The sequence below is a fragment of the Dactylosporangium sp. CA-052675 genome (genome assembly GCF_050947935.1).
In the GTDB taxonomy this organism is placed as follows: Bacteria; Actinomycetota; Actinomycetes; order Mycobacteriales; family Micromonosporaceae; genus Dactylosporangium.
On the sequence record NZ_CP192010.1, the window covers coordinates 896,040 to 908,229 of the forward strand.

Consider the following 12,190-nt stretch of genomic DNA (forward strand, 5'->3'; position numbering starts at 1 on the left):
GTGACGAATGTCCGACTTGCACGTTGTACTCCAGGTTGCACCGTTTGATGGAAACGGTCCTTCTGAAGGAGGCAGCGTGGCGATCGACAGCGGACGAACGCGGGACGGGTTCCACCGCCCGGCCCATCTCCGCCGCGAGGATCGCCCGGCCGGCCTGCGCCGCCCCGAGCGGACCGTCGACGCCCGCCCCGAGCCCGAGGCCGCGCCCGCCCCGCCCCCCGTCTACGGCCGCCCGGCCGCCCCGGCGCGCGGCCGCCGCCCCAGCCCGGTGCGCAACCAGATCCGCCAGGTCTCCGCGAGGAAGCCGCGCCCGGTGAGCGCCGAGGTGGCCGCGCCCGTCTCGCCCGCCCCCGCGCCCGGCGCCGCCGCGGCCGCCGAGGTCGACCCGGCCCTCGCCGCCGAGGTCGAGGCGGCCGTGCGCGGCACCACCCCGTTCACCCGCACGCCGGTGCGCATCGCCGCGCCGGACATGTCCGCCGGGGCCGGCCGCACGTCCCGCCACCGCGCCCGCTGGGCATGGGAGGGCCGCTACCTGCGCACCCTGCTCGTGCTCGACTTCGTCATCGGGCTCATGGCCGGCGCGGTGGCGTTCGAGGCCCGCTTCTCCGGTGGCCTCACGCTGTACAACGCCCGCTACGTCCTGCTGTCGGTCCTGCTGCCGGTCGCGTTCACGGCCAGCCTCGCGGCCAACCGCGCCTACGAGAAGCGCTACCTGTTCGTCGGCACCGACGAGTACCAGCGGGTGCTGCGGGCGGGCCTGGCGCTGACGGCCGCGACCGTCTTCGTGGCGTACACCACCGAGACCCGCATCGCCCGCGTCTGGTTCTTCGTCGCGCTGCCGCTGGTCACCTTCGGCTGCCTGCTCGCCCGGTTCCTGCTCCGCCAGCTGCTGCACCGGGCCCGCAAGCGCCGCGGCGCGTGCATGCGCCGGGTCGTGGTCGTCGGCCACGAGCTCGCGGTCGAGGCCATGGCGCGGCAGCTGCGCCGCGAGCGGTACCACGGCCTGAAGGTCGTCGGCGCCTGCCTGCCCGGCCCCGGCGAGGTCGCGGACGTGCCGATCCTGGGCCGCTTCGACGAGGTCGCGGGGGCGGTGCGCCGGGCCCGGGCCGACACCGTGCTGGTGCTGTCGTGCCCGGAGCTGGACGGCCACGCGCTGCGCCGGCTGGCCTGGCACCTCGAGCGCGACGACATCGACCTGATCGTCGCGAGCACCCTCATCGACGTGGCCGGCAGCCGCACCACCATCCGCCCGGTGGACGGCCTGCCGATGCTGCACGTCGAACACCCGACCCTGAACGGGGCCCGCCGACTGGTCAAGGCGCTCGTCGACCGGGTCGGCGCGGTCGCCCTGCTGGTGCTCGCCAGCCCCCTTCTAGCGGTTCTCGCCATTGCGGTTCGCATGGACTCCACCGGACCGGTACTGTTCCGACAGACGAGAGTGGGCAAGGACGGTCACGAGTTCGTGATCTTCAAGTTCCGTACGATGCACATCGATGCCGAGGCCCGCCTGGCGGAGCTACGGCACCTCAACGAAGTCGACGGCGCACTGTTCAAACTGCGCAATGACCCGCGGGTCACCCGCGTCGGGCGGCTTCTGCGCAAGTTTTCGCTCGACGAGCTGCCGCAGCTGCTCAACGTGATCGGCGGCAGCATGTCGCTGGTCGGGCCGCGCCCGCCGCTGCCGGAGGAGGTCGCCGTGTATCCGGACGACGCCCGGCGCCGGCTGGCCGTGCGGCCCGGGATGACCGGCCTGTGGCAGGTGTCCGGCCGGTCGGACCTATCGTGGGACGAAGCGGTCCGCCTCGACCTGCAGTACGTGGAGAACTGGTCGCTCTCGCTCGACCTGGTCATCCTGCTGCGAACGTTGAGCGCTGTGACCCGAGGGGCTGGAGCGTACTGATGACCGACCTACCACCCGCCACCGACGGCGGATTCGCGCGCTGGCTGGCCCAGCGGGCCGGGGACCTGCTGCTGAAGCTGCGCGAGGAGATGGGCTACTCGGACCCCGCCGCGCTGCGCAAGGCCGGCGACCGGCTCTCGCACGAGCTGCTGGTGGAGCAGCTCACGCGCTGGCGCCCGGCCGACGCGATCCTGTCCGAGGAGGGCGCCGACAGCGCGGCCCGGCTGCGGGCCGAGCGGGTCTGGATCGTCGACCCGCTCGACGGCACCCGCGAGTTCGGCGAGGAGGGGCGGGCCGACTGGGCCGTGCACGTCGCGCTGTACTGCCAGACGGCCCCCGACTCCCGGCTGGCCGAGGACCCGTCGTCCGAGCCCGGGCCGGCCCGCGGTGGCTCCGGCCGCCTGGTCGCCGGGGCGGTCGCCCTGCCGGCCCAGCACTGCGTGCTCGGCACCGACGCCCCGCCGCCGTTCCCGCCGATGCCCGGGGTCCAGGGCGAGCCGATCCGGATGGCCGCCAGCCGCACCCGCCCGCCGGCCCTGCTGAGCGCCCTCGCCGAGAAACTTCCCATCGAGCTGGTGCCGATGGGCTCGGCCGGGGCGAAGATCGCCGCGGTGATCGACGGGGCGGTCGACGCCTACGTGCACGCGGGCGGTCAGTACGAGTGGGACTCCGCCGCTCCGGTCGCTGTGGCTCTCGCCACGGGCCTGCACGCTTCCCGTATCGACGGGACTACGTTGGAATACAACCAGCCCGATCCCCGCCTGCCCGACCTGGTGGTGTGTCGGAAAGCATTGGCACCGTCACTGCTCGCCGCCATCAACAGCTGAAAGGTCCTGCCCACTCATGAGCCGGCCGCCCTACCGGGTCTCGCACCTGGATGCTCTCGAGGCCGAGAGCCTGTTCATCATGCGCGAGGTGGTCGCCGAGTTCGAGCGGCCCGTGCTGCTGTTCTCCGGCGGCAAGGACTCGATCGTGATGCTCCGCCTGGCCGAGAAGGCGTTCGCGCCCGCCCGCATCCCGTTCCCCGTCATGCACGTGGACACCGGTCACAACTTCCCCGAGGTGCTGCAGTACCGCGACCGCCGGGTGTCCGAGCTCAACGTGCAGCTGATCGTGGCCAGCGTGCAGGAGGCGATCGACGCGGGCATGGTCCGCGAGTCCGCCGACGGGATGCGCAACCGGATCCAGACGCCGGTGCTGCTCGACGCGGTGGAGAAGTACCGCTTCGACTCGCTCTTCGGCGGCGCCCGGCGCGACGAGGAGAAGGCGCGCGCGAAGGAGCGGGTGTTCTCGTTCCGCGACGACTTCGGCCAGTGGGACCCGCGCAACCAGCGGCCGGAGCTCTGGGCGCTGTACAACGCCCGGATCGCCCCGGGCGAGTCGATCCGCGTGTTCCCGCTGTCCAACTGGACCGAGCTGGACGTCTGGCACTACATCGCCCGGGAGGGCATCGAGCTGCCGAGCATCTACTACGCGCACGACCGCGAGGTCGTCGACCGCGGCGGGATGCTCTACGCGATCAACGAGTTCCTGCCGCTCAAGGCCGGCGAGACGCCGTTCACCGAGCGCGTGCGCTACCGCACGGTCGGGGACGCGTCCTGCACCGCCGCCGTCCGCAGCGACGCGGACACGATCGACAAGGTCATCGACGAGGTCGCGGCCACCCGCATCACCGAGCGCGGGGCGACCCGCGGCGACGACAAGGTGAGCGAGGCGGCCATGGAAGACCGCAAGCGTGAGGGGTACTTCTAAGCCATGACCTCCGTGCTGGAGACGCCGCAGCAGCGGCAGATGGACCTCCTGCGCTTCGCGACCGCGGGCTCGGTCGACGACGGCAAGTCGACGCTCATCGGGCGCCTGCTCTACGACTCGAAGGCGATCTTCGAGGACCAGCTGGAGGCGGTCGAGGCGACCTCGCGCTCGCGCGGCGACGAGTACACGAACCTGGCGCTGCTCACCGACGGCCTGCGAGCCGAGCGGGAGCAGGGGATCACGATCGACGTGGCGTACCGCTACTTCGCCACCCCCCGGCGCAAGTTCATCATCGCCGACACGCCCGGCCACATCCAGTACACGCGGAACATGGTCACCGGCGCCTCGACCGCCGACCTGGCGCTGATCCTGGTCGACGCGCGCAAGGGCCTGGTCGAGCAGTCCCGGCGGCACGCGTTCCTGTGCTCGCTGCTGCGCGTGCCGCACCTCGTGCTGTGCGTGAACAAGATGGACCTGGTCGACTACTCGCAGGAGGTCTTCGAGCGCATCGCCGACGAGTTCACCTCGTTCGCGGCCAAGCTCGAGGCGCCCGACCTGACCGTGATCCCGATCTCGGCCCTGCACGGCGACAACCTCGTCACCCGCAGCGAGAACATGCCGTGGTACGAGGGCCCGTCGCTGCTGCACCACCTCGAGCACGTGCACATCGCCTCCGACCGCAACCTGGTCGACGTGCGGTTCCCGGTGCAGTACGTGATCCGCCCGCAGTCCACCACCGTGTCGGACTACCGCGGCTACGCCGGCCAGATCGCCTCCGGCGTGATGAAGCCCGGCGACGAGGTCATGGTGCTGCCGTCCGGCTTCACGACGAAGATCACGCACATCGAGACCGCCGACGGCGAGCTGTCCGAGGCGTACCCCCCGATGTCGGTCACGATCCGCCTCGCCGACGAGATCGACATCGCCCGCGGTGACCTCATCTGCCGGCCCAACAACGCCCCGCAGGTCGCCCAGGACATCGAGGCGATGATCTGCTGGATGGACGAGACCCGGCCGCTGACGGTCGGCGGGAAGTACGCCATCAAGCACACGACCCGCTCGGCCCGCACCGTGGTGCGCGGGCTGCAGTACCGCCTCGACGTCAACACCCTGCACCGGGACGAGTCGGCGAACCAGCTCGCGCTCAACGAGATCGGCCGGGTCCGGCTGCGCACGACGGTGCCGCTGCTGGCGGACGAGTACCGCCGCAACCGCACCACGGGCGGGTTCATCATCATCGACGAGTCGACCAACCGGACGGTCGGCGCCGGGATGATCATCGAGGCCGGCTGACCGAGATGCGCGCCACGCGGCGGCCCTCCACGGTGCTCACCCGGAGGTGCCAGCCGTCGTGGCGCACCTGGTCACCGACCTCGGGCACCCGCCCGAGCCGGGCCATGAGGAAGCCGGCCACGGTCTCGTAGGGGCCGCTGGGCAGCCGGAGCCCGATCCGCTCGGCGAGGTCGGCCAGGTTGAGCCGCCCGTCGACCTCGTCCACCCGGGCCGGGACGGGCGGGGCGTCGTACTCGTCGTGGATCTCCCCGACGAGCTCCTCGATCAGGTCCTCCAGCGTGACGATCCCGGCCGTGCCGCCGTACTCGTCCACGACCACCGCAAGGTGATGGCCCTCGCGCCGCATCTCCGACAGCGCGGCCAGCACCGGCTTGCTGGCCGGCAGCCGCTTCACCTCACGGGTCAGGCCGCGCAGGGACGCCGCCGGCTCGCGGTTGCCGGCCGCGGGCGTGAGCAGCAGGTCGCGCAGGTGCACGAAGCCGAGCACGTCGTCCGGGTCGGCGTCGATCACCGGGAAGCGGGAGTGCCGGGCCCCGCGCACGGCCAGGACGGCGTCGGCGACGGAGAGCGCGGCGTCGAGGAACACGACCTCGGTGCGCGGCACCATGACCTCGCGCACGTGCCCGGTGCCGGCGGTCACCGCGATGAGCGTGCGCAGTTGCGCCTCGGAGATGCGGGCCGGGGTCGCGGTAGCGTGAAGGCGCTCCGCCCAGCGGGTCAGCAGGGCGGCCGCAGCCTGCCGTAGGGTTCCGGGGCCACTCTGATGGCCGGGCTCCGGCATGGATGACAGTGTAGGCGCCTTTTTCCATACCACCTTCGACGTGTAAATTTGTTGGAACGCGTCGACTTTTGGGAGGTTGTAGTGAAGCTACTCGTCACCGGTGGTGCCGGGTACATCGGCAGCATCGTGACCGCGCTGCTGCTCGATGCCGGGCACGAGGTGGTCGTGCTCGACGATCTCTCCACCGGCCACGAGGACGCGGTGCCCGCCGGCGCCGCCTTCGTGCGCGGGCGGGTCCACGACGCGATCGGCGACCTGCTGACGCCCGACTTCGACGGGGTGCTGCACTTCGCGGCCTTCATCGCCGCCGGGGAGAGCGTGCAGAAGCCGGAGAAGTACTGGGAGAACAACGCGATCGGCACGCTGCGGCTGCTCGACGCGATGCGGGCGGCCGGCATCCGGCGGCTGGTGTTCTCGTCCACTGCGAACGTCTACGGCGACCCCGACACCGTGCCGATCCCGGAGACGGCGGCGGTGCGCCCGCCGAACCCGTACGCGACCTCCAAGCTCGCCGCCGACCACGCGCTGAGCGGGTTCGCCGTCGCGCACGGGCTCAGCGCGGTCAGCCTGCGGTACTTCAACGTCGCCGGAGCCCTGCGCCGGCCCGACGGCGGCATGATCGGCGAGCGCCACGACCCGGAGACGCACCTGATCCCGATCGCGCTGCAGGTCGCCGCGGGCAAGCGGGAGAAGCTGCAGATCTTCGGCGACGACTACGACACCCCCGACGGCACCAACATCCGCGACTACATCCACGTCGCCGACCTCGGCGCGGCCCACCTGCTGGCGCTGGACACGATGGACGGGCCCGCACACCGCGTCTTCAACCTCGGCAACGGCACCGGCTTCTCCAACCGCCAGGTCGTCGAGGTCGTGCGCCAGGTCACCGGGCACCCCGTCCCGGTCGAGATGGCGCCGCGGCGCCCGGGCGACCCGGCCCAGCTCGTCGCGTCCTCGGACAAGGCCAAGCGCGAGCTGGCCTGGACGCCGCGGCACGTCGACCTCGCCACGATGGTCGCCGACGCCTGGGCGTTCATGAACCGCTGAGGACACCACCGCGCGGGACGCAGCCGCTGACAACCGGGCCGGGCGGGATCACTGCGCGTCGAGCTTCTGCCAGGTGAGGCCGTCGACGGAGAACGCGGTGTAGATGGTCGTCATCCGGTAGGCGACGTAGCCGGCCTCGGTGCGCGCCAGCCGCATCGTCTGGTGCAGGCCCTCCAGCCGTACCCAGGACGCACCCCCGTCCTCCGAGACCAGCCAGTGGCCGTAGCCGTCGACGATGAGCAGGCGGCCGTCGAGCAACGGGACCAGGTCGCCGCCGATGGTGGCCTGGCCCGCGGTCGGGTGGGGCGCCTCGAACGAAGCCCCGCCGTCCGTCGAGGTCGCCACCGCGAGCAGGCGCTCCGGGGCCGCGGCCGCCTCCTGGGGCGCGACGATCGCGGCGAAGACCGTGCGGCCGAGCATCGCCGCGCGGGCCGACGCGTTCGCGGGGAAGCCCGGGAACACGTGCGGTTCCCAGCTCACGCCGCCGTCGCGGGAGACCGCCACGGCCGGCGACCCGTCCGCGGCGCGCCCGCCCACCCACCACGAGCCGTCGCCGGCCCGCACGCGGGAGCGCCAGCACACGGTCAGGGGCGGCTGCTGCGGTACGGCCGCCAGATCGGTCGTGGTGATCGAGCCCGTCGGGGCGCCGCACGCGTCGCCGGCCAGGGCGATCAGCCGGGAGTTGCCGGTCAGCGCCGCGGCCGGCCCCACCGGCGCGCTGTCGCCGCTCCACCGCACCCCGTCCGTGGTGGCCGCGCGCGGGTGCCCCGGGCCGGGGCCGACGAGCACGGCCCCGCCCGGGATCGTGATCAGCTCCGGCCGGTCGGCGATCGGCGAGCGGACGGTGCTCCAGGTCCGGCCCCCGTCCACGGTGCGGCTGATCCACGTGCCGGAGCCGTCCGCGGTGAGCAGGAAGCCGCGGTCGGCGTCGAGGAACTCGGCGTCGCGCACGGTGCCCGGCAGGTCGGCCGGCAGGTGCGCCAGCCCGCTGATCGTGATGCCGTCGGCGCTCCACACCGCCGCCGGGTCGGACGCGGCCGCGGTCGGGGCCGGGCCGTCCCGGCGCTCCAGCGCGACGGCGGCGACGCCGGTCGCGACCAGCGCGGCGATCGCGGCGGCCCCGGCCCGGGCGGCGAAGCGGCGCCGGCGCAGGGCGGCGGCCCGGGCCGCGATGACCTCCATCGGCGGCTGCTCGATGTCGAGCCGGTCGCGCTCGGCCCGCAGCCGCGACTCCAGCGGATCGCGCACGGGCTGCTCAGGCACGCGCCACCTCGTATCCGGGCAGCCGCACGGCCAGCGCGGCGCGGCCGCGCGAGAGGCGCGACTTGACGGTGCCGGTGGGCACGTTCAGCGCGGCGGCGATCTCCTCCACGCTGAGGTCGGCGTAGTAGTGCAGCACGATGACCTCCCGGTAGCTGCGGGGGATGGCGTCGAGGGCGTCGGTCACGTCGGTGCGGGTGTCGGCGTCGGGCTGGTCCGCGTGCTCCTGCAGCGGCCGTTCCCGCAGCAGGAACCGGTCGAGGATGCCGCGGCGGCGCCAGCGGCGGCGCACGACGTTCAGCGCCACCGCGCGCAGCCAGGCCTCGGGGTTGTCGATGCCGGCGAAGCCGCGCGGGCGGGCGACGGCCCGCGCGAACGCCTCCTGCACCGCGTCGTGCGCCTCCGGCAGGTCCGTGGTGAACGCGTAGAGCTGCACCACGAGCCTGCGGTAACAGGCGTGGTACACCTCGCCGACGTCGCCCACGCTGACAACGATCCTCTGCGAACCCCGCCGGTTCCCAGAACTTTCCCGGACTTCAGCCGGGCTTTCCCGGGCTTCGGTTCGGGCTTTCCGGGCTTCAGTTGGGCAGGACGGTGCCGGACAGCACGGCGTCCTGCCAGGCCTTCGCGTCCGACGACACCTTGGGCGGGTCGCCGAGCGCCGCGTAGCCGTTGTCGAGCGGGGCGATCACCCCGCCGGGCCCCGGGACGACCGCGAAGTGCTCGCCGTCGTTGCTGCCGAAGAAGACCGTCTCGGTCTCCGAGTGCACCCACATGAGCACCGAACGGTCCGCGCGCACCAGCGCCCCGAGCGAGCGGTTGTCCAGCGTCTTGAGCTGCGCCGGCAGCTCGACCGCGCCGCGCACCTCGCGCCAGTTGAACCCGCCGTCGGTCGTGCGGAACACCTTGATCGCATGGCTGTACGGCACGAAGGCCCACGCGCTGTGCCCGTCCGCCGAGGCCACCGTCGGCACGTCGCTGCCGGCCGGGGCGTCGAGGGTGCGGGCGAGCCAGCTCCCGCCCTGGTCGGCGCTGACGCTCACGGCCGGCGCCCCGGAGTGCAGATCGGCGCCGGTGACCCACCAGCCGGCCTTGGCGGGCAGGCCCGGGGCGATCGTGCGCCGGGCCATCGGCGGCTGGCCGATGATGCTCAGCGCGCCGTCGCTCTCGCGGACGCCGAACAGGTCGCCGTACTGCACCAGCTGCACGCTGCGGTCGCCCGGCCCGAGCACGAGCCGGTCGCCGGGCCCCGTCACCGGCGGGGTGTCCTGCGGATCGAGCTGGGTCTGGGCGTCGGGCGAGAGCACGAAGCGCACGCTGGCCCGCGACCCCGCGCCGACCTCGCCGCTGAGGATGAACGTGGCCGCGGCGATCCGCAGCAGCTGGACGTTGGCGAGCCGCTCCAGCGGGCTGCTGCGCAGCGCGTCCACGACGTAGGGGCTCGGCCGCTGGGCGGCGCCGCCGAGCGCGGTCACCTGCAGGCTGCAGCGGCGGGCCTGGGGGATCTCCACGCAGACGTCGACGGCGGCCACGAGGTTGGTCAGGTCCCCGGCGGCGGCCAGCACGGTCGTCGTGGACGGATACTTGCCCGGGGCCGTCGGCGGGTCCGAGACCGACGGGCTCCAGGCCTCGCCCAGGTCCGGGTTGGGGCCGAGCACCATCGGGCCGGGGCGGCCGTAGATCCCGGCCAGCGCGACCGGGGCGAGCACCCCCAGGGTGCCCAGCAGCGCGCCCAGCACGGCCAGCCGGTCCCGCAGGCGCACGCGGCCGGCGCGGCGATACAAGGTCACGAAGTCCGGCACCCAGGTGGCCGCCTCGATCTGCTGCCGCAGCGTGCGGAAGTCCAGCTCAGGGCGCATCTCGCACCTCCTGGGGCTGGCTGGGGCTCGGGGCGGGGGACGGGGCCGGACGGCGGCGCGGGGTGCTCGGGTCGGACTCGACGTCGCTTAAGAGCTGGGCGAGCATGGCGCGGCCGCGCGACAGCCGCGCCTTGACCGTGCCCACCGGCACGCCCAGGGCGTCGGCGACCTCGTGGACCGACATGTCGGCCAGGTGGTGCAGCACGATCGTCTCCCGCGTGGCCTGCGACAGCTGTTGCAGGGCGGCGACCAGGGCGACCCGGTTGGGGTCGACGCCCGGCACGCTCTCCACCGGACGGGCGACCCGGCCGCTGCGCACCAGTGTGTCGAACAGACGCCGCCGCCGCCAGCGCGTGCGTGCAAGGTTCATGGCGACGGTGCGCAGCCAGGCCTCGGGGTCGGCGACGTCGAGGAACTGCCGGGGCCGGGCCAGCGCCCGGGCGTAGGCCTCCTGCACGAGGTCCTGCGCCTCGGCGTGGTCGCCCGTCAGCGCGTAGAGGGCGGCCACGAGCCGGCGATAGTGCGCCTGATACGCATCGCGCACGGCCTCACGGGCCTCGAGCTCGTCGCCCACTCGTCCACCTCCCTCTTCGACCGGCGCGGAGTAGCACGCTATCCAGACAGACGCCTGTGTGAAGCATCCGGTTGCGCCTGACAGAATGGCGTCATGTCGTCTCCCGCCCGGCCCCGGGTCCTGTCCGGGATCCAGCCCACCGCCGACTCGTACCACCTGGGCAACTACCTCGGCGCCCTGCGCAACTGGGTGCCGATGCAGGAGACGCACGACACCTTCTACTGCGTGGTCGACCTGCACGCGATCACCATGGGCCACGACCCGGCGCTGCTGCGCAAGCGCACCCGGGTCGGCGTCGCCCAGCTGCTGGCCATCGGGCTCGACCCGGAGCGCTGCACCCTGTTCGTGCAGAGCCATGTGCCCGAGCACGCGCAGCTCGCCTGGGTGATGAACTGCCTGACCGGCATGGGCGAGGCCGCCCGGATGACCCAGTACAAGGACAAGTCGGCCCGGCAGGGGGCGGACCGCACCAGCGTCGGGCTGTTCACCTACCCGATCCTGCAGGCGGCCGACATCCTGCTGTACCAGGCCGACGCCGTCCCGGTCGGCGAGGACCAGCGTCAGCACCTCGAGCTGACCCGCGACCTGGCCCAGCGGTTCAACACCACGTTCGGCCAGACCTTCACGCTCCCGGCGCCGTTCATCATCAAGGACACCGCCAAGATCACGGATCTGCAGGAGCCGACGGCGAAGATGTCCAAGTCGGCCTCCACCCCCAACGGCCTCATCGAGCTGCTGGAGGACCCGGCCCGCGCGGCCAAGAAGATCCGCTCGGCGGTCACCGACACCGGCCGCGAGATCATCTTCGACCCGGAGCACAAGCCGGGCGTGTCCAACCTGCTCACCATCTACTCGGCGCTGACCGGCCGGACGGTGCCGGAGCTCGTCACGGCGTACGACGGCAAGGGCTACGGCGACCTGAAGAAGGACCTCGCCGAGGTCGTGGCCGAGTTCGTCAAGCCGATCCAGCAGCGCACGAACGCCTACCTCGACGACCCGGGCCAGCTCGACAAGCTGCTCGCGATCGGGGCCGAGAAGGCGCGGGCGGTCGCGGTGCCGACACTGAAGACGGTGTACGACCGCATCGGCTTCCTCGCTCCCGGCGCGGCCTCGCACTGAGGTGCCCAAGACCACCATCGGCGTCGCGATCGACATCCCGCAGCCCTGGGGCGGCGAGCTCACCGCCGCCCGCCTGGCCGCCGGGGACCTGGTCGCGCAGCACGTGCCGGCTCACGTCACCCTGCTCGGCCCGACCGAGATCGACGCCGCCCGGCTGCCGGCGATCGACCGGCACCTGGGCGAGGTCGCGCGGGCGCACCGGCCCTTCACCGTGCGCCTGCGCGGCACCGGCACGTTCCGGCCCGTCACGCAGGTCGTGTTCGTCGCGGTCGCGGCCGGGATCAGCGAGTGCGAGCAGCTGCACACCGCGGTGCTCGGTGGCGGGACGATCTTCTCGGGGTCCCGCTTCCCGTACCACCCGCACGTGACCATCGCCCACGACGTCTCGCCCGCCCAGCTCGACGCGGCGTTCGCGGACCTGGCCGGCTACGAGGCGTCGTTCACGGTCGGCGGGTTCACGCTGTTCGAGCACGAGGACGGCGGCCGGTGGCGTCCCCATGCGGAGTACCGCCTGACGGCGGACGATTGACGTGAGCGGTCCGGAGCGGTCCGGAGCGGGCCGGGGGGCCGCTCACCGGGGGCGCAGGGTTGACGCGCCGGCACCG

Annotated in this window: 12 protein-coding genes; 7 read left to right on the top strand and 5 right to left on the bottom strand. The window is 73.0% G+C overall.

The features are described 5' to 3' along the window. The first annotated feature begins 76 nt into the window (after positions 1-76). From ACQP1P_RS04105 to cysN, 4 genes are read left to right on the top strand one after another with little or no spacing between them, the layout of a single operon-like run. On the top strand, positions 77-1,900 hold the full coding sequence (locus tag ACQP1P_RS04105; RefSeq protein ID WP_433083238.1) for a sugar transferase: 1,824 nt from the start codon (positions 77-79) through the stop codon (positions 1,898-1,900). Then, a complete protein-coding gene (locus tag ACQP1P_RS04110) occupies positions 1,900-2,727 on the top strand; it encodes a 3'(2'),5'-bisphosphate nucleotidase CysQ (protein ID WP_433083240.1) in 828 nt (275 codons plus the stop codon). Before ACQP1P_RS04105 ends, ACQP1P_RS04110 begins: the two co-directional genes overlap by 1 nt. Positions 2,728-2,743: 16 nt before the next feature. Further along, positions 2,744-3,652, top strand: a complete 909-nt coding sequence (gene cysD, locus ACQP1P_RS04115; RefSeq protein WP_433083242.1) for a sulfate adenylyltransferase subunit CysD — start codon at positions 2,744-2,746, stop codon at positions 3,650-3,652. A gap of 3 nt (positions 3,653-3,655) precedes the next feature. Then, positions 3,656-4,945, top strand: coding sequence for a sulfate adenylyltransferase subunit CysN (gene cysN, locus ACQP1P_RS04120; protein ID WP_433083244.1), 1,290 nt, complete (start codon positions 3,656-3,658; stop codon positions 4,943-4,945). On the opposite strand, the gene ACQP1P_RS04125 is transcribed toward cysN, so the two are convergent. Beyond that, positions 4,929-5,726: a hemolysin family protein gene (locus ACQP1P_RS04125; RefSeq protein ID WP_433083246.1), complete on the bottom strand. Its 798-nt coding sequence runs from the start codon at positions 5,724-5,726 to the stop codon at positions 4,929-4,931. The two genes, cysN and ACQP1P_RS04125, sit on opposite strands and share 17 nt — an antisense overlap. A gap of 81 nt (positions 5,727-5,807) precedes the next feature. Between ACQP1P_RS04125 and galE the strand changes: the two genes are divergently transcribed. Beyond that, complete coding sequence (gene galE, locus ACQP1P_RS04130; RefSeq protein ID WP_433083247.1) at positions 5,808-6,773, top strand: UDP-glucose 4-epimerase GalE; 966 nt, start codon at positions 5,808-5,810, stop codon at positions 6,771-6,773. A 48-nt stretch (positions 6,774-6,821) separates the two neighbouring features. On the opposite strand, the gene ACQP1P_RS04135 is transcribed toward galE, so the two are convergent. The 4 genes from ACQP1P_RS04135 to ACQP1P_RS04150 form a co-directional block, all read right to left on the bottom strand. Next, positions 6,822-8,036, bottom strand: a complete 1,215-nt coding sequence (locus tag ACQP1P_RS04135; RefSeq protein ID WP_433083249.1) for a hypothetical protein — start codon at positions 8,034-8,036, stop codon at positions 6,822-6,824. After that, the gene (locus tag ACQP1P_RS04140; protein ID WP_433083251.1) at positions 8,029-8,517 is read right to left on the bottom strand and encodes an RNA polymerase sigma factor; all 489 of its coding nucleotides are present in this window, start codon (positions 8,515-8,517) and stop codon (positions 8,029-8,031) included. Before ACQP1P_RS04140 ends, ACQP1P_RS04135 begins: the two co-directional genes overlap by 8 nt. 94 nt (positions 8,518-8,611) lie before the next feature. Further along, positions 8,612-9,892, bottom strand: a complete 1,281-nt coding sequence (locus tag ACQP1P_RS04145; RefSeq protein WP_433083253.1) for a hypothetical protein — start codon at positions 9,890-9,892, stop codon at positions 8,612-8,614. Next, entirely contained in the window at positions 9,882-10,466 is a 585-nt protein-coding gene (locus ACQP1P_RS04150) for an RNA polymerase sigma factor (protein WP_433083254.1), read from the bottom strand. The genes ACQP1P_RS04145 and ACQP1P_RS04150 overlap by 11 nt, the downstream gene beginning before the upstream one ends. A gap of 93 nt (positions 10,467-10,559) precedes the next feature. Here ACQP1P_RS04150 and trpS point away from each other — a divergent pair, with 93 nt between their 5' ends. Beyond that, entirely contained in the window at positions 10,560-11,585 is a 1,026-nt protein-coding gene (gene trpS, locus ACQP1P_RS04155; RefSeq protein WP_433083256.1) for a tryptophan--tRNA ligase, read from the top strand. Between the two features lies 1 nt (position 11,586). Continuing rightward, complete coding sequence (locus ACQP1P_RS04160; protein WP_433083258.1) at positions 11,587-12,114, top strand: 2'-5' RNA ligase family protein; 528 nt, start codon at positions 11,587-11,589, stop codon at positions 12,112-12,114. Positions 12,115-12,190: the final 76 nt, after the last annotated feature.

Bases quoted from the DNA above. Each gene is read 5' to 3' on its own strand.
- cysN (WP_433083244.1), top strand. From the start codon at position 3,656: ATGACCTCCGTGCTGGAGACGCCGCAGCAGCGGCAGATGGACCTCCTG.
- trpS (WP_433083256.1), top strand. From the start codon at position 10,560: ATGTCGTCTCCCGCCCGGCCCCGGGTCCTGTCCGGGATCCAGCCCACC.
- cysD (WP_433083242.1), top strand. From the start codon at position 2,744: ATGAGCCGGCCGCCCTACCGGGTCTCGCACCTGGATGCTCTCGAGGCC.
- ACQP1P_RS04145 (WP_433083253.1), bottom strand. From the start codon at position 9,892: ATGCGCCCTGAGCTGGACTTCCGCACGCTGCGGCAGCAGATCGAGGCG.
- ACQP1P_RS04125 (WP_433083246.1), bottom strand. From the start codon at position 5,726: ATGCCGGAGCCCGGCCATCAGAGTGGCCCCGGAACCCTACGGCAGGCT.
- ACQP1P_RS04110 (WP_433083240.1), top strand. From the start codon at position 1,900: ATGACCGACCTACCACCCGCCACCGACGGCGGATTCGCGCGCTGGCTG.